The sequence below is a fragment of the Humibacter albus DSM 18994 genome (assembly GCF_000421825.1).
In the GTDB taxonomy this organism is placed as follows: domain Bacteria; phylum Actinomycetota; class Actinomycetes; order Actinomycetales; family Microbacteriaceae; genus Humibacter; species Humibacter albus.
This window is the reverse complement of the sequence record NZ_ATXT01000014.1, coordinates 65,824-88,462: the sequence shown is the minus strand read 5'-3', so window position 1 is coordinate 88,462 and position 22,639 is coordinate 65,824. Positions and strand designations below refer to the sequence as shown.

Annotated in this window: 22 protein-coding genes; 15 read left to right on the top strand and 7 right to left on the bottom strand. The window is 70.4% G+C overall.

Going from position 1 to position 22,639, the window contains the following annotated elements:
• The first annotated feature begins 237 nt into the window (after positions 1-237).
• Positions 238-1,449 carry an MFS transporter gene (locus H623_RS0107925; RefSeq protein ID WP_022900403.1) on the top strand — a complete coding sequence of 404 codons (1,212 nt, stop codon included), beginning with the start codon at positions 238-240 and terminating at the stop codon, positions 1,447-1,449.
• A 16-nt stretch (positions 1,450-1,465) separates the two neighbouring features.
• On the opposite strand, the gene gad is transcribed toward H623_RS0107925, so the two are convergent.
• Together gad and H623_RS0107915 are read right to left on the bottom strand one after the other, a co-directional pair.
• Positions 1,466-2,854, bottom strand: coding sequence for a glutamate decarboxylase (gene gad, locus H623_RS18580; RefSeq protein ID WP_022900402.1), 1,389 nt, complete (start codon positions 2,852-2,854; stop codon positions 1,466-1,468).
• 14 nt (positions 2,855-2,868) lie between these two features.
• Complete coding sequence (locus tag H623_RS0107915; protein WP_022900401.1) at positions 2,869-3,885, bottom strand: aldo/keto reductase; 1,017 nt, start codon at positions 3,883-3,885, stop codon at positions 2,869-2,871.
• Positions 3,886-3,979: 94 nt separating this feature from the next.
• Here H623_RS0107915 and H623_RS0107910 point away from each other — a divergent pair, with 94 nt between their 5' ends.
• From H623_RS0107910 to H623_RS0107900, 3 genes are read left to right on the top strand one after another with little or no spacing between them, the layout of a single operon-like run.
• Positions 3,980-5,143, top strand: coding sequence for an acyl-CoA dehydrogenase family protein (locus H623_RS0107910; protein WP_245558955.1), 1,164 nt, complete (start codon positions 3,980-3,982; stop codon positions 5,141-5,143).
• 3 nt (positions 5,144-5,146) lie between these two features.
• On the top strand, positions 5,147-5,797 hold the full coding sequence (locus tag H623_RS0107905) for a hypothetical protein (RefSeq protein ID WP_022900399.1): 651 nt from the start codon (positions 5,147-5,149) through the stop codon (positions 5,795-5,797).
• Positions 5,794-6,012 carry a DUF6186 family protein gene (locus H623_RS0107900; protein WP_022900398.1) on the top strand — a complete coding sequence of 73 codons (219 nt, stop codon included), beginning with the start codon at positions 5,794-5,796 and terminating at the stop codon, positions 6,010-6,012. Before H623_RS0107905 ends, H623_RS0107900 begins: the two co-directional genes overlap by 4 nt.
• Positions 6,013-6,040: 28 nt before the next feature.
• On the opposite strand, the gene H623_RS0107895 is transcribed toward H623_RS0107900, so the two are convergent.
• Positions 6,041-6,436: an RNA-binding S4 domain-containing protein gene (locus tag H623_RS0107895; protein WP_026940086.1), complete on the bottom strand. Its 396-nt coding sequence runs from the start codon at positions 6,434-6,436 to the stop codon at positions 6,041-6,043.
• Positions 6,437-6,566: 130 nt separating this feature from the next.
• Between H623_RS0107895 and H623_RS22055 the strand changes: the two genes are divergently transcribed.
• Entirely contained in the window at positions 6,567-7,406 is an 840-nt protein-coding gene (locus tag H623_RS22055; protein WP_022900396.1) for a DUF2510 domain-containing protein, read from the top strand.
• An 83-nt stretch (positions 7,407-7,489) separates the two neighbouring features.
• The gene (locus tag H623_RS21715) at positions 7,490-7,651 is read left to right on the top strand and encodes a hypothetical protein (RefSeq protein ID WP_022900395.1); all 162 of its coding nucleotides are present in this window, start codon (positions 7,490-7,492) and stop codon (positions 7,649-7,651) included.
• 1 nt (position 7,652) lies between these two features.
• On the opposite strand, the gene H623_RS0107880 is transcribed toward H623_RS21715, so the two are convergent.
• Positions 7,653-8,240, bottom strand: coding sequence for an isochorismatase family protein (locus H623_RS0107880; RefSeq protein WP_022900394.1), 588 nt, complete (start codon positions 8,238-8,240; stop codon positions 7,653-7,655).
• Positions 8,241-8,296: 56 nt separating this feature from the next.
• Here H623_RS0107880 and H623_RS0107875 point away from each other — a divergent pair, with 56 nt between their 5' ends.
• The 5 genes from H623_RS0107875 to H623_RS0107855 are packed head-to-tail and all read left to right on the top strand — an operon-like array spanning position 8,297 to position 13,085.
• The gene (locus H623_RS0107875; protein ID WP_026940085.1) at positions 8,297-9,151 is read left to right on the top strand and encodes a DUF72 domain-containing protein; all 855 of its coding nucleotides are present in this window, start codon (positions 8,297-8,299) and stop codon (positions 9,149-9,151) included.
• 49 nt (positions 9,152-9,200) lie between these two features.
• On the top strand, positions 9,201-10,325 hold the full coding sequence (locus H623_RS0107870) for a LolA family protein (RefSeq protein WP_022900392.1): 1,125 nt from the start codon (positions 9,201-9,203) through the stop codon (positions 10,323-10,325).
• Positions 10,322-11,254, top strand: a complete 933-nt coding sequence (locus H623_RS0107865) for an ABC transporter ATP-binding protein (protein ID WP_022900391.1) — start codon at positions 10,322-10,324, stop codon at positions 11,252-11,254. The genes H623_RS0107870 and H623_RS0107865 overlap by 4 nt, the downstream gene beginning before the upstream one ends.
• Positions 11,241-12,140, top strand: a complete 900-nt coding sequence (locus H623_RS0107860) for an ABC transporter permease (RefSeq protein ID WP_022900390.1) — start codon at positions 11,241-11,243, stop codon at positions 12,138-12,140. Before H623_RS0107865 ends, H623_RS0107860 begins: the two co-directional genes overlap by 14 nt.
• A gap of 45 nt (positions 12,141-12,185) precedes the next feature.
• Complete coding sequence (locus tag H623_RS0107855; RefSeq protein ID WP_022900389.1) at positions 12,186-13,085, top strand: DNA-formamidopyrimidine glycosylase family protein; 900 nt, start codon at positions 12,186-12,188, stop codon at positions 13,083-13,085.
• A 9-nt stretch (positions 13,086-13,094) separates the two neighbouring features.
• On the opposite strand, the gene H623_RS0107850 is transcribed toward H623_RS0107855, so the two are convergent.
• Positions 13,095-14,924 (bottom strand): cytochrome c biogenesis protein CcdA, encoded by a 1,830-nt coding sequence (locus H623_RS0107850; RefSeq protein ID WP_022900388.1) that lies wholly within the window; start codon positions 14,922-14,924, stop codon positions 13,095-13,097.
• A 61-nt stretch (positions 14,925-14,985) separates the two neighbouring features.
• Entirely contained in the window at positions 14,986-15,471 is a 486-nt protein-coding gene (locus tag H623_RS0107845) for a nitroreductase/quinone reductase family protein (RefSeq protein ID WP_026940082.1), read from the bottom strand.
• A gap of 43 nt (positions 15,472-15,514) precedes the next feature.
• Between H623_RS0107845 and cofD the strand changes: the two genes are divergently transcribed.
• The 4 genes from cofD to H623_RS0107825 all read left to right on the top strand — a co-directional run bounded on the left by cofD (position 15,515) and on the right by H623_RS0107825 (position 21,078).
• A complete protein-coding gene (gene cofD / locus H623_RS0107840) occupies positions 15,515-16,543 on the top strand; it encodes a 2-phospho-L-lactate transferase (protein ID WP_026940081.1) in 1,029 nt (342 codons plus the stop codon).
• Between the two features lie 38 nt (positions 16,544-16,581).
• Positions 16,582-16,998, top strand: coding sequence for a nitroreductase/quinone reductase family protein (locus H623_RS0107835; protein WP_022900385.1), 417 nt, complete (start codon positions 16,582-16,584; stop codon positions 16,996-16,998).
• Between the two features lie 124 nt (positions 16,999-17,122).
• Positions 17,123-19,570 (top strand): 7,8-didemethyl-8-hydroxy-5-deazariboflavin synthase CofG, encoded by a 2,448-nt coding sequence (gene cofG, locus H623_RS0107830; RefSeq protein WP_022900384.1) that lies wholly within the window; start codon positions 17,123-17,125, stop codon positions 19,568-19,570.
• Entirely contained in the window at positions 19,567-21,078 is a 1,512-nt protein-coding gene (locus H623_RS0107825) for a flavin-containing monooxygenase (RefSeq protein ID WP_022900383.1), read from the top strand. Before cofG ends, H623_RS0107825 begins: the two co-directional genes overlap by 4 nt.
• A gap of 53 nt (positions 21,079-21,131) precedes the next feature.
• Here the strand turns inward: H623_RS0107825 and cofE are convergent, their stop codons facing one another.
• The gene (gene cofE, locus H623_RS22330) at positions 21,132-22,622 is read right to left on the bottom strand and encodes a coenzyme F420-0:L-glutamate ligase (protein ID WP_022900382.1); all 1,491 of its coding nucleotides are present in this window, start codon (positions 22,620-22,622) and stop codon (positions 21,132-21,134) included.
• Between the last annotated feature and the right edge of the window lie 17 nt (positions 22,623-22,639).

The window sequence follows — 22,639 nt, the reverse complement described above, 5'->3', positions numbered from 1 at the left end:
GGGTTCCCGCCTGTTCGCGGGCCCGCTCGGCCGATCTGCCGGTCGTCGGGGCCCCCAACGGGACCGGCGTGTGACCACTATATAGCGGGGTGCGCGCCAGCGGCCAACCCCAGATGTTGTGGGCGTGTCGTCCACAGTTGGGGATAAGTTCGCCCGAGTTATCCCCACTTTCCACAGAAGATCGAAGATGGAGAAGACAACGGAAATCCCCCGATCACCGCCTAGACTCGACGGTTGGTGAGCGCGTATTCGGACTTGATGAAGACGCCCGGGGTGGGGCGGATCATCGCCGCGCAACTCACCGCCCGGTTCCCCAGCGGAATGCTCTCCCTCGCGCTCCTGACGCACATCGAGCGGGTGCACCACACGTACGGCGCCGCCGGTCTCGTACTGGCCGCGGCGAGCATCGGCCAGGCCGTCGCCGGTCCGCTGACCAGCCGTCTGATGGGGCGCGTCGGCATGCGTCCCGTGCTCATCGTCACGACGGCGGTGTGCGCCGCCTCGATCGTGCTCATGGCGCTGATGGTGATGCCGATCCCGCTCACGATGGCCGTCTCGCTCGTCGGCGGCCTGGCGACGCCGCCCGTGCAGCCGGCCGTGCGAACCATCTACCCGAAGCTCGTGAACTCGCGGCTGCTCACGCCGCTGTTCTCGCTGGATGCCTCGGCACAGGAGATCATCTGGATCGCCGGACCCGTAGTCATCACCTTCATCGCCACGCAGGTCTCCACGACGATCGGCCTGCTGGTCTGCGCCGCGGTGATGGTCGGAGGGGGTGCATGGTTCATCCTCTCCCCCGAGCTGGGACGGGTGCGCATTCCGCCGAGCAAGCGTCGCTTCGGTGCAGTGCTGCGCAGGCCGACGGTGATGCTGTCGACGATCGTGGGGTTCCTCCTGGTCGGATCGTGCGCGGCGATCGAAGCCGGTGTCATCGCGAACTTCAACGACGGCGGATCGCTGGCCGGCATCGTGCTCGCCATCTGGTCGCTCGGCTCGCTCGCGGGCGGCTTCGCCCTCGGCTCGGTGCCGATCGGTCCCTGGGCGCTCACCCGCCGCATGCTCATCGTCTTCGTGGGCATCGCGCTCGCGAGCCTGTGGATCACCAACACCTGGTGGCTGGCCGCGTTGTTGGTGATCGCGGGCGCCGGAATCGCACCCGCTCTCGCCGTGATCTTCACGATCGTGGCGTCGAGCGTGAAGTTCTCCGACACCGCGGAGGCGTACGGCTGGGTCGGAACGGGACAGCTCATCGGCGCCGCCCTGGGCAGCGCGATCGCCGGGTTCCTCATCGATCAGTACTCGGCGATCGGCGCGTTCTGGGTGGCCGGGGCGTTCGCGATCGTGGGAGTCCTGGTGCCTCTGATCGGCAAGAGATGGCATCCGGATCTGCGCGGCCGCGATGCGAGCCCCATCCCCGACACGGAGCCGGTGCCCGTGCAGCCGAGCTGAGCGGCCTCGCTTTCGGCTAGGCGTCCGCGACGCGTGGTGTCGCGTCGTGGTTGAACCCGCTTGCGCCTGCAGCCGCCAGGTGCACGCCGTCGGGGAGCGCTGACAGGTCGTCGAGACAGCGGCGGATGTCCGCCAGCAGCAGATCCGCCATGTCCACGCTCATGCCGTGCCGCACCACGACGCGCTGCACGGCTCGCGACTCCTGCGCCGGCGGCAGCGTGTACGCCGGCACGAGCCACCCGCGCATGCGCAGCTGCTGGGCGAGATCGAACAGCACGGAGTCGTCGCCGTCCTTGCTCGTCCACGTCACCGCGGGGATGCCGTGCTCAGGTTCGCCGTCGAAGACCAGCTCGAATCGGTCGAGGTCGCGGATCCCGGCGGCGATGCGCTGCGCCACGGTGTACGCGGCGGACTGCACCTTCGCATACCCGGCGCGGCCGAGCCGGAGGAACAGGTAGTACGAGGTGATCACCTGGCCGCCGGGGCGGGAGAAGTTGAGCGTGAACGTCGGCATGTTCCCGCCCAGATAGTTGACGTCGAAGATGAGCTCCTGCGGCAGATCGCCGGTCTCTCGCCAGATCGCCCACCCCGCGCCGAGCGGCGCCAGGCCGGTCTTGTGGCCGGAGGCGTTGATCGACTTCACGCGGGGAAGCCGGAAGTCCCACAGCACATCCGGTGCGCAGAAAGGCGCCACGAATCCACCGGATGCCGCGTCCACGTGCAGCGGGATGTCGAGACCCGTTCGTGCCTGCAGGTCGTCGAGCGCGGCGGCGATGCCGGCGACGTCCTCGAACAATCCAGTGAAGGTCTGCCCGAACGTGGCGACGACCGCGATCGTGTTCTCGTCGCAGTGCGCGAGCGCATCCTCGGGTGTGAGCAGATGGCCGCCGGGCATCGGGACCTGGCGCAATTCCACGTCGAAATACCGCGCGAACTTCTCCCAGCACACCTGCACCGAGCCGCAGACCAGGTTCGGCCGTGTCGTGTCCGCGCCCACCGCCGCACGTCGGGCTCGCCAGCGCCACTTGGCGGCGAGCCCGGAGAGCATGGCGGCTTCGCTCGATCCGGTCGTCGAGACGCCGGTGGCATGCGCCGGGTCCGGTGCATGAAAGAGGTCGGCGACGAGAGCCACGCAGCGGCGCTCGATCTCGGCGGTCTGCGGGTACTCGTCCTTGTCGATGATGTTCTTGGCCACCGAGTCCGCCATCAGCTGGGCGGCCTCCGGCTCCAGCCAGGTGGTGCAGAACGTGGCGAGGTTCATGCGGGCGACGCCGTCGAGCAGCAGCTCGTCGCGCACCTTCTGATAGACCTCGCGTGCAGGCCGCTCGATGGAGGGAAAGGCATCCTTCGGCGCGGGTGCCACCATCGCGGCACTGGCGAAGATGTCGTCGGCGTCATCGTCCATGGCTCGGTCCTGCCTCACCAACGGTCGTGCACGTCGGCGCGGATGTACTCGTCGTAGATGCCGTGCACCTCGGCGTCGAACTCGTCGCCGAGCGCCTCCACAGATCCGGCGGCGGCGTTCGAGCGCGCCTGGTCGATGTTGCGTGCGCCGGGGATGACCGTGCTCACGCCGGGCTGCTGCGTCACCCAGGCGATGGCCGCCTTGGCGGGCGTCAGCTTGTCGACGCAGTCGAGTCCGCGGGCATCGCGAACGGAAGCGACGGCATCCGCGAACCGCTGCGCCGCCTCGACACCGACTTCGAAGTCGACGCCGGAGAACGTCTCGCCCACGTCGAACGCCTCACCGTGCCGGTTGAAGGTGCGGTGGTCCTGCGGCGCGAACGTGGTGTCCTTGGTGTAGCGGCCGCTCAGCAGACCGCTGGCCAGCGGGACGCGCGCGATGATGCCGACACCGGCATCCAGCGCCGTGGGCAGCACTTTCTCGAGCGGCTTCAGCCGGAACGCGTTGAAGATGATCTGCACGCTCGCCACGTTCGGCCGCGCGATCGCCTTCAGCGCCTCGTCGCACCGCTCCACGCTCACGCCGTAGTTCGCGATCGCCCCCTCGCCGACGAGCGTGTCGAGCGCGTCGAATACTTCGTCACTCGAGTACACCGCCGTGGGCGGGCAGTGCAGCTGCACGAGGTCGAGCGTGTCCATGCGCAGATTGGAACGGGATCGGTCGATCCACTCGCGGAAGTTCGCCAGCGTGTAGTTCTCGGGGACCTGGTCGAGACGACGACCCATCTTCGTGGCCACGGTGAGCGGGAGCTCCGCGTTCGCGGCGCGGAACCGCCCGATGATGGTCTCGCTGCGACCGTCGCCGTAGACGTCGGCCGTGTCGAAGAACGTGACACCGGCCTCGGCGGATGCCTCGAGCACGGCGAGCGCGTCGCTCTCGCTCACGCTCCCCCAGTCGGCACCGAGCTGCCAGGTGCCGAGGCCGACGATGGACACGGAACGGCCGGTGCGGCCCAGGATGCGCTGTTGCATGCATGCCACGATACGCAGGGCGCGCCGTCGCCGTCTCGAGCCCGTCCGAACAGGACTCCCTCGACACGGCGGACCGCGGCGTAGCCTGAGGATTGTGACCGAACCTGCTGTGCGCGTGCTGTCCGACGACCTGCTGGAGCGCATCCGTTCACGGGCCGCCGGCTACGACCGTGACAACGCGTTCTTCGCCGACGACCTGGCCGAGCTGAAGGATGCCGGCTATCTCCGCGCGCTCGTTCCGACGGAGTTCGGCGGCCTCGGTCTGAGCCTGCGCGATGTCGCCCGCGAGCAGGTGCGGCTGGCCTCGGCCGCCCCCGCCACGGCGCTCGCGGTGAACATGCACCTCGTGTGGACCGGCGTGGCGAAGGTGTTCCGTGATCGCGGCGACGACGGACTGGAGTTCCTGCAGCGCGAAGCCGCGGCCGGGGAGGTGTTCGGCTTCGGCATCAGCGAGGGCGGCAACGACCTCGTGCTCTTCGGGTCGCGCACGGACGCCCGTCCCGACGACGAGGGTGGGTACGCGTTCCACGGCACCAAGGTCTTCACCTCCCTCTCCCCCGCCTGGACCCGGCTCGGCACGATGGGTCTGGACTCCACGAGCGCGGATGCGCCCAAGATCGTATTCGGCTTCATCGACCGGAGTTCAGGCGGCTTCGAGGTCGTCGACGACTGGGACACGGTGGGCATGCGCGCCAGCCAGTCCAACACCACGCGGCTGACCGGAGCGCACGCACCCGCCGACCGGATCGTCCGCCGCCTCGACCCCGGCCCCAATGCCGACCTGCTCACGTTCGGCATCTTCTCCAGTTTCGAGCTGCTGCTCGCCGCCGTGTACACGGGCATCGGCCAGCGCGCTCTGGAGCTCGCCGTCGAGACCGTGAAGCGCCGCACGTCGATGAAGAACGACGGACGTTCGTACGCGCAAGATCCGGACATCCGCTGGCGCATCGCCGATGCCGCGATGGCCCAGGACGCCCTCTACCCGCAGCTGGACGCGATCACCGGCGACGTCGACGACCTCGTCGACCACGGCCCGCAGTGGTTCGCGAAGCTGGTGGGCATGAAGGTGCGCGCCACCGAGACCGCCCGCGATGTCGTCGACAAGGCGATCCGCGTCTCCGGAGGTGGCAGCTACTTCTCCTCCAGCGAGCTCGGGCGGCTCTACCGCGACGTGCTCGCCGGCATGTTCCATCCCTCGGACGACGAGTCGGCCCACTCGACGGTGGCGACGGCCTGGCTGGGTCCGATCGAGGCGTAGGTCATGGCCGACGGTCGTTCCGAAGAGCATCGCCGGCAAGCCCGTGCCGTGCGCACGCGCCCCGCGGTCGCTGCTCGGCTGCGACGCGACTGGTGGTGGATCGCCATCCTGCTCATCTGCGGCGGGTTCCAGATCTATCGCGGCGCCCCGATCGACGGCGCGTTCTTCCTCGCCGCCGGCGCAGCACTGCTCGCCGATGCCGCAGGCCTGCTGTCCTCGATCGCCCGCTACCGTCTTCCCCGCCTGCACCTGATCGTGCAGATCGTGCTCGGCACATTCGCGGTCGCCATCATCACGTTCGCCCCGCAGTTCGGCATCGCCGATCTCGTCGTGGTCGGCGTCATCGGGGCGACGGCGATCCTCGTCGCCTGGCGCGATGACGACCTCGTCGAGGAGCCGAAGGACGAGGATGCCTCGCTGCGACGGGCACTGCGCCGTTCCGCGATCCTGTGGTCGGTCGCCGGCGTGGCGCTCTGCCTGTGGGAACTGTCCTCGTTCTTCCTCGCCATGCCGTCGCCGCGGGCGGAACTCGCGCATCCGCCGCTGTCCGACCTCATCGACCCGATCGTCGCGAATCCGTTCGGCAGGGCTCTGTGCGCGGCGGCCTGGGTGCTCGGCGGCGCGATGCTGCTGCGCAGAGGGAGGCGTTCATGAGCCGCATCATCACGATCCTCGGTTTCGTCGCCGTCGGCGTCTTCTCGCTGGTGCTGGCCTGGTACGGCCACCGGGAGAGCCGGCGCCTGGCTCCGTTCGGCACCCTGCTCGACAGGGTCATGGCCTCGCGGGCCGTGCGTATCACGATCATCGTGTTCTGGTGGTGGCTCGCCTGGCACTTCTTCGTCGTGGCCCCGGCGCCGGCAGCGTCATGATCGCGATGGCCGGCTCGTCATCGTCGGATCAGCCCCCGCGGCCGCGCAGTCGATCGAGCTCCCGGCGGTCGCGCTTGGTCGGCCGTCCTCTGCCTCGTTCACGCTGCACGGCCGATGGCTGCTCCACGCGAGGCGGCAGAGCGGGGGTTCTGTCGAGATAGGCGGCCTGCGCGAGCGGCGCACCGACGCGCTTCGTGAGAATGCCGCGCACCTGAACGATGTGCTCCCGGTCCGTCATCACGCGCACCTCGTCGCCCACGCGCACGATCTGGGCGGGTTTGGCCCGTTCGCCGTTCACCTTCACGTGGCCCGCCTTGCAGGCCGCGGTCGCCAGCGATCGGGTCTTGAAGAAGCGCACGGACCACACCCAGATGTCGGCGCGCGTGCTCTGCGCGCCGGTGGACCCGCTGTCCGAGACGACCATCGGTCCATCGTAGGCGGGCGACGCGGACCTCTTCATGGGCATCCCACATGCGTGTGATGGCGCGAGCGTCACCGCGGTGCGCTACGCTCGCCGCGTCCCCCGTGAGCGAGAAGAAACTGGAGCGAGTCCCATGAGCGCCGACGGCCAGCAGCAGAACACACCGCCTGCATGGTATCCCGACCCGGATCCGCAGAATCCGGGCGGCGAACGCTGGTGGGACGGCACTCAGTGGACGCAGCACACCCGCCCGGCCGCGCAACCCGGCTACGCCTCGCAGGCCGGCTACGCTCCGCAGCAGGGTTACCCTCAGCAGGGCTATCCCCAGCAGCAGAGCTCGCAACAGGGCTACGCTGCGCAGCCCGGATACGCACAGCAGTCATCCGCACAGCAGGCGTATGCACCGCAGCCCGCGACCGCCACGACTTTTCCGAAGGTCGCGCCCGGGACCTCGAGCCTCACGACGTTCATCTGGCTCGTGGTCGGCCTGCCCCTGCTGCCGTCCATCGCCCTGATGTTCCTCGACTTCAGCGGCTACCTGCACGCCATCCTTCGCCTCGGGTTGCAGGGCAGTGACGGATCCGGCAACTACACGACGCCGGATCCGAGCGCCATCTCCGGCTTCACCGACGCCGTCGGCACCTTCATGGTCAGCATCATCCTGATCGATCTGCTCGGCTTCGTCATCTACGGGCTCTGCGTGATGTTCGCGTACTTCGACTATCGGGAACTATCTCGTCGCGGATTCGTGCGCCCGTTCCACTGGGCGTGGTCGTTCCTCGGCGGCATCGTCTACGTGATCGGCCGCACGGTCGTGGCGCGCCGGCGCGGTGGCGAGAACACGCTGTGGCCGATCTGGGCACTCATCGCGGTCTACGTGATCGGCATCGTCCTGGCCATCATCAAGGTGGCCATCATCTTCAGTTCGATCTCCGACACCGTCGGCACGTACTCGGGCTACGGCGTCTCCTGACGCCGCCCGGCGTCCTCCGGCCGCCTCCGCGTGACGGTAGAGTGGATGCCACGCCATCGCCCGTCACGAAAAGGGAGCGTTCCGTGGAGTACATCGTCTTTGCCGGTGGAGCCGTGATCTTCGGCCTGTTCTGCTTCTGGGCGCTGTTCGACTCGGCGAAGGACGCCAAGACCCGCGCCGCGCACCCGGAGCGCGCCTCGATCGTCGACACTGAGCACTTCGCCGTCGAAAGCTCGCACCACTAGTTCATTCCCGATCGCTGGAGCTCAGCACAGCGCCGGCTTCCCGCAGTTCGCGGAGCGCCTTCGCGCTCGACTCCTCGGCGACACCGGCCACGAGGTCGGTGAGCACCCGCACTGTCCTGCCGTCGCGCAGCGCGTCCAGCGCCGATGCGCGCACACAGTAGTCGGTGGCGATCCCGGCGATGTCCAGAGAGCGCACTCCGGCCTGATCGAGCACGGCGGTGAGGCCGTCGCCCGTCTGCGCGTTTCCCTCGTAGATCGAGTACGCGGGCACTCCCTGCCCCTTGAGAATGTGCACGTCGATCGCGTCCCGGTTCAACGCCGGGTGATAGTCGGCGCCGTCAGTGCCGGCCACGCAGTGCGCGGGCCAGGTCGTCACGAAGTCCGGTGCGGCATCCACGGCGAAATGCCCGCCGTTGTCGTCGTGGCCGTGGTGCCAGTCGCGTGAGGCGACGACCAGGTCGTACCGGTGCGGATGCTCCGCCAGCAGCCGCGTGATCCCGGCCGCAACCGCGCTTCCGCCGGTCACGCCCAGAGCGCCGCCCTCGGTGAAGTCGTTCTGCACGTCGATGATCAGGAGCGCTCGGGCCATGCCTCCATTCTGCGACCGCGGGTGCGCCTCTCGCGTGTCTCCCGCAGACTGGACCAGTGAGCGGTGCAGCCGGAGGGCAGGTGCGCGTCGGCACGTCGGGCTGGCGCTATGCGTCGTGGCGGGGCGACTTCTACCCGCGCGGGCTGCGGCAGAAGGATGAGCTCGCCCACCTGGCGAGCCGCCTGAACACCGTCGAGATCAACGGCTCGTTCTACTCGCTGCAGACTCCCGAGTCGTACGAGCGATGGCGCGACGCGACGCCCGACGACTTCGTGTTCGGCGTCAAGGGCGGACGCTACCTCACGCACATGCTGCGGCTGCGCGACACGGAGCGGGCGATGGCGAACTTCTTCGCTTCCGGCGTGCTGCTGCTCGGCGGCAAGCTCGGGCCCGTGCTGTGGCAGCTCCCGGAACGGCTCGAGTTCGACCCTGATCTGCTGGAGCGGTTCTGCGCGATGCTGCCGACGACGCGGCGCGGCGCGGCCTCGCTCGCACGCCGCCACGACGACAAGGCGAAGCACACGCGCATCCCCGGCATCCCGGCCGGTCTCGACGGCGTGGTGCGGCACGCGCTCGAGCCTCGGCATCCGAGTTTCGGGGATGACCGGGCGGCCGAGATACTGCGACGCCACGGCGTCGCGCTCGTGCTGGCGGACACCGCGGGCCGGTTCCCGGTGTTCGACCACGCCACCGCCGGCTTCGTGTACGCACGGCTGCACGGGCCCGAGCAGCTCTACTGGGGTGGATACGACGACGATGCACTGCACCGGTGGGCCGCGCTGATCCGGCGCCAGGCGGCGTGCGGGTCCGCGCCGCGGGACGTCTACGTGTACTTCGACAACGACGCAGACGGGCGTGCGCCGCATGACGCGGAGGCGATGGCGCGCATCCTCTCGGGCGAAGGAATCTGACACAGCCGGGATGGAGCATCCGGGCTTACCCTGACGGCGGGAGCACACCATGAAGAGACTTCTGAAGTGGCTGCCGGCCCTGGTTGCGCCGGTGGTCGTGGTCGGCGCGATGGCGGCACCGGCGTTCGCGGGCGCCCGGACGGCCGAGTCCGCCAAGAGCGGCACGCCGTCGGCTTCCGCCGTTCTCGCCCTCGTGGCCAAGTCCGGCACTGCGCACTATTCCGGCACCCTCCGCCAGACGAGCGATCTCGGTCTACCCGATCTCTCGTCGCTGCAGACGGGATCGGGCGCCGGCTCCGCAGACGGCACCGCCGGCATCCTCGACCTGCTCACCGCCCCGCACACCGCGAAGGTCTACGTGGACGGGCCGCGCAAGCAGCGCGTGCAGGTGCTCGACAGCCTCGCCGAGCGCGACGTGATCCGGAACGGACGTCAGGTCTGGGTGTGGGACTCGAAGAAGAACACGGCCCTGCACGTGACGTCGCCCACGACGAGCGCCGCTCGCGCCGACGCGCCGACGACGACGCCACAGGATCTGGCCGGCCGTCTGCTCTCGGAGGCGAAGAACGACACCACGTTCCGAGTGACGAAGGGATCGGTCGCCGGGCGTTCGGTCTTCACGCTCACGGCGACGCCGAAGCCCGCGGGCACGTTGGTGTCGAAGGCGATCGTCTCCGTCGACACGAAGACCGGCGTCCCGCTCCGTGTCGAGTTGGATGCTCGCGGCCAGGCGACTCCCGCCGCGTCCGTGTCGTTCAGCTCGATCGACTTCAGAAGGCCCGCGGCGAAGAACTTCACGTTCACGCCGCCGAAGGGCGCCAAGGTCACGACGAAGCGCTTGAGCACGCCGGGCGCCAACACGCCGAACACCAGCACGCCGGGGACCGTGCAGCAGTCTCCCGACAACCGGCGCCCCGGCTCGTTCGAGGGCCCGAGCGTGATCGGGTCCGGGTGGACGTCGATCCTCGCCGTTCCGGCGGGTTCATCCGGTTCCGCGTTCGGCGGGCTCGGCGAGCTGACCGCCGATCAGTCGCACCTGGTGAACGAGCTGACGCAGAAGGTGTCGGGCGGGCGCGGGCTGCAGACATCCGTGTTCTCGCTTCTGCTGACCGACGACGGCCGCGTCTACGCGGGAGCGGTGCCGCTGAGCGCGCTCGAGTCGGCCGCGCGGTGACAGCCCCCGCCATCCGGGCCCGCGGCCTCACGAAGCGGTTCGGACGGCAGGTGGCCGTGGACGGCCTCGCGTTCGAGGTGCCGACGGGCTCGGTGTTCGGATTCCTCGGCCCGAACGGCTCGGGAAAGACCACGACGATCCGCATGCTGCTGGCTCTGGCGCGTCCGACCGGCGGCGAGGTGGAACTGCTCGGCGAGCGGATGCCGCGCGCCTCGGCCTCCGTGCTCCCCCGCGTCGGTGCGCTCGTCGAAGGCCCGGCGTTCTCGCCGTTCCTGACCGGCCGTGCGAACCTGTCCCGGCTGGATGCCGCCGATCCCCGCTCGGTCTCCGCCACCCGTCGCGCTCGTGTCGCCGTGGCGCTCGAGCGCGTCGGCCTCACGCACGCCGCCGACAAGAGGGCGCACGCGTACTCGCTCGGCATGAAGCAGCGGCTCGGGCTCGCCGGCGCGCTGCTGCGGCCTCGCGACCTGCTCGTGCTCGACGAACCGAGCAACGGGCTCGATCCGCAGGGCACGCGCGAGGTGCGTTCGCTCATCCGACGACTGGCCGACGAGGGCGCCACGGTCTTCGTCTCCAGCCACCTGCTGACCGAGATCGAACAGCTGTGCAGCCACGTCGGGGTGATGCGCGCCGGCCGGCTCGTGGCATCCGGTTCGCTGGACGAACTGCGCGCCGGAGGCGGGCGCGAGGCGGTGGTGAGCACGCCGGATGCCGGTGCCGCCGCGACCACGCTGCGTCGCCTCGGACTCGCTCCCGCCGTTCTCGACGGGCGAGTCACGGCGGCGCTGCCGGCACAGACCACGCCCGAGTCGATCGTCGCCGCCCTCGTCGCCGACGGGGTGCGGGTGCGGGGCTTCGCCGTATCGTCACCGTCGCTGGAGGAACGGTTCGTGCAGCTCACCGGAGAGGGTTTCGATGTCGCGGGCTGAGGCGGCAGCAGCTGCCCGCGAGGAACCTGACGCGCGCACAGAGCCGCATCCCGAGTCGGCACAGGGCCGGCTTCGCCCCTTTGCGCTCCTCGGCTCGGAGCTCGGCCGGCTGTTCCGGCGCGGCCGCACGATCGCGATGCTCGCAGCGCTGGCCGCGGTGCCCGTGCTCATCGCGGTGGCCGTGCGCGTGACGAATGCGGGCGGGGGCGGACGCGGCCCCGCGTTCCTCGGCTCGATCACGCACAACGGGCTGTTCGTGGCGTTCACGGCGCTGGTCGTCTGCATTCCGCTGTTCCTGCCGCTCACGCTCGGCGTGGTCTCCGGGGACACCGTCGCCGGAGAGGCGTCGCACGGGACCCTGCGCTACCTGCTCATCGCGCCGACGGGCCGGCTGCGGCTGCTGCTCGTGAAATACGCCGGCGTCATCGCGTTCGCTCTGGCTGCCACCGTGACGGTGGTGCTCGTCGGCGTGCTGATCGGCGCCCTGCTGTTCCCAGTCGGCCCGATCACGCTGCTCTCCGGCGACACGGTCGGTACGGCGGGATTCGTCGGGCGCACGACCCTCATGGCGGGCTACGTGGCGATGTCGCTCCTCGGATTCGGCGCCATCGGGCTGTTCGCCTCCACGCTCACGACCGTGCCGGTCGGTGCGATGGCCGGCACGGTGGTGCTCGCGGTGGTGTCTCAGATACTCGACGCGCTCCCCCAGCTGGACTGGCTGCATCCGTGGCTATTCAGCCACTACTGGCTCGGGTTCGGCGATCTGCTGCGCGACCCCATCGTGTGGGACTCCTACGGTCAGAATGCCGCGCTGCAGGCCGGCTACGTCGTGGTGTTCGGAGGGCTGGCATACGCGCGGTTCGCGACGAAGGACATCCTGAGCTGACGGCGTTCCCGGGCCGCTGTCACCCGTGCGGTGCAGACTGGTGGCGTGCCGGAGCTTCCGGAAGTCCACGCGCTGGCCGCCGACCTCGACGGTCGGCTGCGCGGTCACGTCGTCGACCGGCTCGACATCACGGCGTTCGCGGCGCTGAAGACGTTCGACCCGCCGGTGACGGCCGTGCACGGGATGACCGTGGCCCGCGTGGGCAGACACGGCAAGTTCCTCGACCTCACGCTCGCGCCCGCCGCGAGTGCCGACGACGCTGAGACCGCGCTCCACGTGATCATCCACCTGGCGCGCGCCGGCTGGATCCGCTGGCGCGACGCGGCGCCGATCCCGACGGCACGCCCGCGCGGCCGAAGCACGGGGCCGCTCGCGGCGCGGCTCGTGCTCGACGACGGATCCGGCCTCGACATCACCGAGGCGGGCACGAAGAAGAGCCTCGCGATCTGGGTGGCGCACGACCCCATCGACGTGCCCGGCATCGCACGGCTCGGGCCGGACCCGCTGGCTCCGGAGTTCACCGAGGAAGTGCTGGCCGGCATCCTCGCTGCGGCCGGCCGGTCGCAGCTCAAGGGTGTGCTGCGCAGCCAGTCGCGCATCGCGGGCATCGGCAATGCGTACTCCGACGAGATCCTCTGGGCCGCGAAGATGTCGCCGTTCAAGCCCGCCGACATGCCTCCCGACGATGTGCACCTCCTGTACGAGGCGATGCAGCGCACCCTGCGTGAGGCGCTGGCGCGCGCGGATGGGCTGAAGGCATCCGAGCTCAAGGCCGAGAAGAAGTCGAATCTGGCCGTGCACGGCCGATTCGGCGAGGCGTGCCCGCGCTGCGACGACACGATCCGGCAGGTGATCTATGCCGACAGCACCTTCCAGTACTGTCCGACCTGCCAGACCGGGGGCAAGCCGCTGGCCGATCGTGTGCTCTCGCGCCTGCTGAAATAGGCGGCCGGGTCACCCGAACGTGAACGAGTACGCCTTCAGCCCCGGGCTGAGCTTCACCGTCACCGTGCCGCGGTGCGGCGTCGCCGTCGAGACCACCGTGCGGATGTTCGGGGCTCCTGTCACGGCGATGGTCCGAGTGCCGTCTACTCCGGTTTTCACCGTCAGCGTCCCCGTGCCGCCCACATCGAGGTACACCTTCGACGCGTCGTAGTTCAACGTGACGGATGCCCCGGCACCGGCCGTGATCTCCTCGTCGGTCAGCGTCCAGGTGCCGTCGAGCCCGTACCTGTCATCGGGCACGGTCTTCGGCATGGAAAAGGCATGCGTGCCGTTCGTGTACGACGTGGGGCCCGCGTAGCCCTGCACCCGATCCGTGCCGAGGTAGGTCTCGGCCGTCTGGTGCGGGTTGGTGGGGCTGTCGTCGGGCACGTCGGTCGCCTTCGGCAGCGACACCCCGGGGTCTGCCTTCGCGAGCAGTTGCCTGATCAGCGCCTCTTCGTCGCCATAACGGCCCTCGCCGATGGAGACGTGACGCACCACGCCCTTCGCGTCGATCAGGTACGCGGCCGGCCGCGAGTAGTTGTGGTAGGCGTTCCAGGTGGCGTCCTTGTCGTCGATCGCGATCGGGTACCTGATGCCCAGCCGCTTCGCCCCGGCAGCGACGTTCGCCGGATCGTGCTCGAACGCGTACTCCGGGGTGTGCACGCCGACCACCTCGAGACCGAGCGTGTGGTATGTCGCGTACCAGGCATCCACGTGCGCGATCTCGCGCTGACAGTTGATGCAGGAGTACGCCCAGAAGTCGACGAGCACGACCTTGCCGCGCAGCCCCTTGATGGTGAGCGGCTCGTCGCCCGGCGTGTTCTGCCAGCTCTGGATGCCGGTGAACGCCGGGGCGGCTCCGCAGTTCTGCAGCGTGGTGGACGCGGATGCCGCGCAGCCCGCGAGCGCGCCGCCGCTCACGCCGCTGATGCCCTGCGCCGCCCCGTGCTCGAGGAAGGAGTTCACGGCGGCCGTGTAGTCCGGGATGGCGCGCTGCACGGCATCCGTGATGTTGAGCGTGAGCGCCGCGGCGAGCGCGATCATCACGACACCGGAGACCGTGCGGATGATGCGCTGATGCGTGCGGAACGCGCGCACCCGCTCACCGACCCGGCGGCCGGCGAGCGCGAAGAACAGCAGCGGGATGGCTGTGCCGACGGCGAAGGCGAGTGTGAGCGCGATGGTCTGCAGGCCGATCTTGCCCGTCGCGCCGGCGACGGTGATCGCCGCGAGCACGGGGCCGGCGCACGGCACGTACACGGCGCCGAGCACGATGCCCAGCAGAAAGCCGCCGCGGTCGGTGCCGACCGCCCGCTGCGGAATCCACGAGAAGGGCTTCTCGAGAACCCGCTCGAATCGCGGCACGATGAGCCCGACGCCGAGCAGCACGAGCACGATCAGACCGATCCACCGGATGATGTCGTCCGGCAGGTGCAGCGCCTGGATCGCCAGCGTGCCGAACAGCGTGAACGCACTGAAACTCAGCACCAGGCCGAGGATGACGAGGTAGGGGCGCAGGCCGCTGGAGCGCGGCGGAAGCAGGCGCTCCTCAGGCAGCTCCGTCACGCTCGGCGCCTCGGTGAGCGTGGCAACCCCTCCGCCTTGCCGCGCGGATGCCGCGCGCCGGGCGACAGCGGACGGCACCTTCGCGCGCAGCGCCGCCACCGGATCGTTGGCGAACTCCGGCCGCGCGCTCTGCACTCCGCCGGAGAGGAAGATCACCGGCAGCACCGGGAGGATGCACGGCGAGATCCCCGTGATGAACCCGCCGAGCAGACCGATGAAGAGCAGCGTCACGCCTCAACGCTATGCGCGCGGCCACGTCCGGCGCCGCGCCTGATGCCAGTTCACAGAGAAGTCAGTTCACAGGAGTGAGCCGGAAGATCCGTAGCACTCTGCCGCTCGCGCGCTCATAGCCGCGATACCCGGGCCACTGCCGCTGAATGTAGTCCCACACGGCCTCGCGCTCGTCGTCCCCCACGAGCGCCGCGCGCACCGGCACGGCACGTCCGCGCACGATCGCGACGGCAGCCGGGTGCGCCAGCAGGTTGGCGGTCCACGCGGGATGCGTGCCGCGAGCGAAGTTGCTGCCTGTCACGAGCATCCTGCCACCGGGTTCCGCGCAGTACATGAGGGGTGTCTCGCGCTGCAGCCCGCTCTTCGCGCCCGTCGTGCGCAGCACGAGCGAGGGCACGAGGAGCCCGCTGAGCTGCACTCGCCCGCCGCTGACGAACGCCGTGGCGCGCTCGAGCGGGGGCATGATGCTCGGCCCGATCGTGCGGAAGAACCGCGTGCGCGAGAACCAGGCGACCCCGGCCCGAACGACGAAGAGTGGCGAGCGCATGCGTCGATTCTGGCGCACGCGCGCCGCCTGCTTGACTGGAGCCGTGACCGAACTGCAGCGCGTGACAGTACTCACCGGAGGCGTCGGGGGCGCCCGCTTCACCCGGGGCCTGCTCGCCCGCCTGGGGGAGGCCTACCCCGACGGCGACGGCGGAACCCGCGTCGCCGTGACGGTCGTCGTCAACACCGGCGACGACATGACGCTGAACGGGCTTCGGGTGTGCCCGGACCTCGACACCGTGATGTACACGCTCGGCGGCGGCATCAGCGAGGAGCAGGGCTGGGGCCGCGACGAGGAGACGAAACGCGTCTCCGGTGAGATCGCCGCGTACGGCCGCGGCTGGGACTGGTTCACGCTCGGCGACCTCGATCTCGGCACGCACATCGTGCGCACCGAGCTGCTGCGCGACGGTGCCACGCTGAGCGAGGCGACCGAGTTCCTCTGCCGCCGCTGGCGCCCGGCGGCGAGGCTCCTGCCGATGAGCGACCAGCCGGTGGAGACGCACGTGCGGCTCGCGGGGGCCGCGGACGAGCATCCTGCGGGATCGCTGATCCACTTCGAGGAGTGGTGGGTGCGGTATCGGGCCGGGGCCGCGGCCTCCGAGTTCGTGCAGGTGGGACTCGAGTCGGCGGTCCCGGCCCCGGGCGTGCTCGAGGCGATCCGCGACGCGGACGTCGTGATCCTCCCGCCGTCCAACCCGGTGGTGTCGGTCGGCACGATCCTCGCGGTGCCGGGCGTGCGCGCGGCGCTGCGCGAGACATCCGCCCGCGTCGTCGGCGTCTCTCCCATCATCGGCGGATCCGCGGTGCGCGGCATGGCGGATGCCTGCCTCGCCACGATCGGCGTCGACACGTCAGCACAAGCGGTAGCGCTCCACTACGGCGCTCGGGCCTCCGGCGGCCTGCTCGACGGCTGGCTGGTCGACGAGGTGGACGCGCCCGCGGTGCCGACGCTGGCAGCGGCCGGCATCCCCGCCCGTGCCGTCCCGCTGTGGATGAGAGACGTGGCGACGACTGCCCGCATGGCCTCTGACGCACTCGACCTCGCCTTCGCCGCGGGAGAACGCGCATAGGATCGCGACGGAATCATTCGCATTCGTCAGGAGAATCCATGGCCGACAACGCCGGATACAACCAGCCGATCATCGACGAGTTCCGCGCCAACGGCGGCACCGTCACCCACTTCGGCCGCGGCCTCGTGCTGCTTCACCACCTCGGCGCGAAGAGCGGAACCGAACGTGTCACGCCGGTGGCCTCGTGGAAGACCGCGCCGGATGCCTGGCTCATCGCGGCCTCGAAAGCCGGCGCCCCCGAGAACCCCGCCTGGTACCACAACCTGCTCGCCCACCCCGACATCACGATCGAGACGCCGGACGACGGCGAGGTCGCCATCCACGTCACGGAGGTGACGGGCGCCGACTACGAGAGCGCCTGGCAGGAGTTCACGGGCCACTACCCCGGCTTTCTCGACTATCAGAAGAAGACGGACCGCACGATCCCCGTGCTGCGCCTCACCCGCCGTTCATAACGCCAGGGGCACGCCTTCGTCGCGGGGTGCGCGGAGTAGGCTCGGCGCGAATCCGCTGTATGGCCTGGGATTTGGGCCGCCTCCTCCTTTTGCCTCCCGTGTCCGCTCTTTGACGAGGATGCCTGTGCCCGCCGAATCCCTCACCCTCGCGTCGCGACCGCGCGCCGCCTCCGCGTCCGACGGCGCCGACGGCCACACAGCTCCTCCGGTGCCGCCGGGCCGCATGGCGCAGGCGCTGACACGGGCGGGGACGGCGGCGGAAGCGGGCGTCTCGCCGACCGCCGAAGACGCGCAGACTCTGCTGTCGGCGCGCGGAGACGACCTCGACACCGTGCTCGAACTCGCGGGGCGGCTGCGCGACGAAGGGCTGGAGCACGCCGGCCGGCCGGGCGTGATCACGTACTCGCGCAAGGTGTTCATCCCGCTCACGCACCTGTGCCAGGACCGCTGCCACTACTGCGTCTTCGTGCAGACTCCGGCGAAGCTGAAGAAGGCCGGCATCTCGCCCTATCTCGGTGAGGAGGAGGTGCTCGAGATCGCCCGCCAGGGGGCGGCGATGGGCTGCAAGGAGGCCCTGTTCACGCTCGGCGATCGGCCCGAGAACCGCTGGCCCGTCGCACGCGAGTGGTTGGCCGACCACGGGTACTCCTCGACGATCGAGTACATGCGGGCGATGGCCGTGCGCGTGCTCGAGGAGACCGGCCTGCTCCCCCACCTCAACCCGGGCGTCATGACCTGGGCGGAACTACAGCGGCTGAAGCCCGTGGCGCCGTCGATGGGCATGATGCTCGAGACCACGTCCGTGCGGCTGTGGGCCGAGAAGGGCCAGGCGCACTTCGGCTCGCCCGACAAGGACCCCGCCGTGCGGCTGCGGGTGATCGACGACGCCGGACGCTCGCGGATCCCGTTCACCACCGGCGTGCTGCTCGGCATCGGCGAGAGCGTGCGCGACCGGGTCGACGCGATGTTCGCGCTGCGCGAGGCATCCGCGCGCTGGGGTCACGTGCAGGAGGTCATCGTGCAGAACTTCCGCGCCAAGTACGCGACAGCGATGATGCACCGGCCCGACCTCGCCGCCGACGAGTATGCCGCCGCGGTCGCCGTCACCCGTCTCGTGCTCGGAGCGGATGCCCGCGTGCAGGCCCCGCCGAACCTCACCGATCACGACGAGCTGGCTCTCCTCCTGCGCGCCGGCATCGATGACTGGGGTGGCGTCAGCCCGCTCACACCCGACCACGTGAACCCCGAGCGTCCGTGGCCGCAGATCGATGAGCTCGCCCGACTCACGGCGCGCTCCGGTTACACGCTGCACGAGCGGCTGACGACGCATCCGCACTTCATTCGGGCGGGCGAGCCGTGGATCGACCCGGCCGTGCTGCCGCACGTGCGGGCGCTCGCGGATGCCGGCGGTCTCGCTGACGAGACCGCCCCGGTCGCCGGAAGGCCGTGGGACACCTCAGCCGGATCGTCCGCGCAAAATGCGCAAAATACGCACTTTGCCCACCCGTCGGCTCTCGCACTCCTCGCCGCAGCCCGCCGTGACCCCGCCGGCCTCGATGACGCGGACTACGTCGCACTCCTGAGCGCCGACGGCGCGGACCTCGACGCCCTCACCGCCCTCGCCGACGACGTGCGGCACGAACGGGCGGGCGACACGATCACCCACGTGATCAACCGCAACCTCGACGCGTCGCTTCTGCGCTCCGAGGATGCTCACGACACGCACGACCGCGGCCTCACCCTCGATCTCGCCACGGCGTTGGCCGACGAGGCATCGGAACTCGGCGCCACCGAGGTGTGCGTGCAGGGCCGCATTCCCGAGCGGATGCCCGCCACTGCCTATCTCGACCTCGTCCGGTCGATCCGCGCCCACCATCCCGAGCTGCACGTGCACGCGTATCGGCCCCTCGAGCTGCGCGACGGGGCCATGCGGTCGAACATGCCGCTTTCGGAATATCTCGTCGCACTCCGTGGCGCTGGCGTCGGGACTGTACCGGGCACCGGCGCCAGGATCCTCGACGACCGGGTGCGGGAGATCCTGTCCGGCGGCACGGAGCTGCCGGTCGACGAGTGGCTGGCCACGATCGAAGCCGCCCACCGGGCGGGTCTGCGCTCCACCGCGACCATGGTCTACGGGCACGTCGAGACTCCTGAGCAGCAGGTGGCGCACCTGAGGATGCTCGCGGCCCTGCAGTCACGCACCGGCGGCTTCACGGAGTTCATCGCCATGCCCTTCGTGCCGCAGGACTCACCGGTTCACGTGCCCGGCGCCCGCCCCGGCCCGTCGCTGCGCGAGACGCGCGCCGTGCACGCCGTGGCACGGCTGATGCTCGCCGGATCCATCGACCACGTGCAGGCGGCGTGGACCAAGCTCGGCCTGCGCGCGACACGTCTCGTGCTGCGCGGCGGCGTCGACGACCTCGGCGGAGTGCTCATCGACGGCGAGCTCGCGCCCTGGGCGGGCCCGGAGCAAGGACGCGTATTGACGATCGCCGAGATGCGCCGCATCGCCGAGGAGGCCGGCCGCGCACTGGCCCAGCGCACCACGACCTACGGGCGGGTCGCCTCATGACCGCCGCCGAGCACGAGCCCGAGCACAGCGCCGGGTACGAGGTCGACACGCTCATCGTCGGGGCCGGATTCGCCGGGCTCGGGCTGGGCATCCGGCTGAGACGGCGGGCGGAGGAGACCGGCGCCGCGGCGTCCTTCCTCATCCTCGAGCGCGCGCACGACGTGGGCGGCACCTGGCGCGACAACGTGTACCCGGGAGTGGCGTGCGACATTCCGTCGCACCTGTACTCGTACTCGTTCCGGACGAAGCCGGACTGGAGCCACGTGTACCCGTCGGGCGCCGAGTTGCAGGAGTACCTGCGCGAGTGTGCGCGCGAGGAGGGCGTACTGCCTCACCTGCGCTTCGGCGAGACGGTAACCGATGCCCGGTGGGACGCGGATGCCGGCCGCTGGCTCGTCACGACGCCGCGCGGCTCCTACCGGGCCCGCGCGCTGGTCAGTGCCGTGGGGCGGCTGAGCGAGCCGCGCGTCCCCGGCATCAAGGGGCTGCACACCTTCACCGGCCGCGTCCTGCACACCGCAGCCTGGGACTCCTCGCTCGCGCTGCGCGACAAGCGCGTCGGACTCGTCGGAACGGGATCGTCGGGCGTGCAGCTGCTGCCGTACCTCGCCCGTGAAGCGGCGCACGTCACCGTGTTCCAGCGCAGCGCGCCCTACGTCGTGCCGCGCGGCGACCGCGCCTACACGCTCGAGGAACAGGAGCGCTTCACCGACCCACTCGAGCGCCAGCGGATGCGCGACGAGATCTTCTGGCAGGCCGAGAGCGCGTTCCCGCAGCGACTCGGCGAGCCCGAGGCGATCGGGCAGCTCCACGACCGCGCTCGCGTCCACCTGGAGTCCCAGGTCGCCGACCCCGCCCTCCGCGCAGCACTCACCCCGGACTACGAGATCGGCTGCAAGCGCGTCCCTCTCTCCGACGAGTTCTACCCGGCGCTGACGCGGCCGAACGTCACGCTGGAGGCGTCCGCGCTCGAGCGCGTCGACGGGACGACGGCCATCGCGGGATCGGGCGCGCGGCACGATCTCGACGTGCTCGTGTTCGCGACGGGGTTCCATGCCGCGCGGCCGCCGTTCGCCGACCTCGTGACGGGAAGAGACGGCATCCGTCTCGCCGAGCACTGGGCGCAGGGCATGCGCGCCTACGCGTCGATCGTCGTGGCCGGGTTCCCGAACCTCTTCGTGCTCGATGGGCCGAACGCGAGCCTGGGTCACAACTCCGCGATCTACATGATCGAGGCCCAACTCGACTACGTGCTGGGCGCGCTCGACCACCTGGAACGCACGGATGCTCCGCTCGAGATCCCGCGCGCCGCCGAGGATGCCTACCTGGCGGCGCTCGATGCCGCCGCTGCAGACACGGTGTGGCTGAGCGGCTGCACCAGCTGGTACGTCGACGAGCGCAGTGGCCGGCTCACGCTTCTCTGGCCGGGATACGCGCACACGTTCCGGGAGCGGAACGGAACGTTCGACGCTGCAGTCTTCGACGGTGCGCCGATACCGGCGCGCTGAACGCGAAGCGTTCACCGGGCTGCTTCTGCCGCCCGTGAATCCCTCGGAACGGGTCAGCGCCGACCGTGACGAGGACCGGCGTCGACGACCCGCCTCGACGCCTCTCCCAGCAGCCCGCGCGCCGCGTCCAGCCCCGCCGGATCGTCGACGTCGAGCCGCACCGTCGAGTCCGTAGGCACCGCCAGCTCGACGAAGCCCGCGACAGCATGCAGTGCCCGCGAGTTCGCTCCGAACCGAGTCGAGGCGGTCGCTCCCGGCGCCACGGTGACCGCCGTCGTGCCCGTGCCGTCTCGGTCCGCGACGAAGGCGAACGGATGCCCGCCCCGCGCCGCCCGAACCGCAGCATCCAGCGCCGCCTCGAGATCCGCTGCCGTGAGTGCCGGAAGGTCACCGACCAGCACGACCGCGAACGCCTCCGCCGCGACGTTATGAGCGTGGACGAGGCCCGCGGCCACGGCGGCGTTCAGCCCGCCGCCCGGGTCGGGAACGACGTCGACGACAGCGCCGCTCACCTCTCCCAGGGCCCGCCGGACGGAACCGTCGTGGCCGCTGACGACCACGACGCGGTCCACGCGCTCGCTCGCCGCGGCAGCGCGCACCGTGTCCCGCAGGAACGCGAGCGCCAGGGCGGCGCGATCGACGCCGGCGTGCTCCAGCCGCGATTTCGCGTCGACGCCGCCCTTGAACGGAATGACGACGCTCCAGCGCGCAGCGCGTCCGCTCGCGTCGCCGTCCGACGCCGTCGCCAGCGCGAGGCCGGCCCGCAACCCACGGCGATACCCCTCGGCGAGCGCCTCGTCGGTGCCGAGCCGGAACATGTCGCTCGGTCCGGTGCGGGTCAGCGAACGGCCGGTGGTGAAGGGCTCGGGCTCCGTGACCACGAGGCGCGCCATGCCGCGCACGACGGCCACGGGGCATCCGCTCGCCTTGCCCTTCACGAGGTCACCGAGCGCCGCGAGCTCGTCGCCGACCGCCGGCTGGGTCACCGCGAGCGGCTTGCCCATGGCATCCGTCTGTCCGCGCAGATCATCGACGACGCGCACGCCCGCGGCCCCGATCGCCACGTCGGTCTGGCCGAGGCGCCACGTGCGCCCGAGCGTGTCGCTCACGATCACGCCCAGGCCTACGCCGAAGCGTCTGCTCAGGGCGGCGAGCAGGGTGGCCGCCGAGGCGTCAGGATCCTCGGGCAGCAGCAGAACGTGGCCAGCGGGCGTGTTGCTGGCGTCGACGCCCGCCGCCGCGCCGACCACTCCCAAGCGGTTCTCCACGATGCGGGTGAGCCCACCCGCGTTCGCCCGGGTCGCGACGGTGCGCACGCTCTCGCTCGTGATGGCATCCTCGCGGTCGGCCGCGGCGACGAGGCGCCCCTCGGCCTTGGAGACGGTCTTGCTCGTCACCACGAGGATGTCGCCGGACCGCAACGCGTGCTCCGGATGCTCCGCCGCGTCCGCATCCAGCGCATCGCCGATCGCGGTGGCCAGGTCGTCGCCCGGGGCGATCTCGGGAATGCCCGGCGGGGCCCAGGCGGCGATCTCGGGGATCACCCTTCGACTCGCTTCGC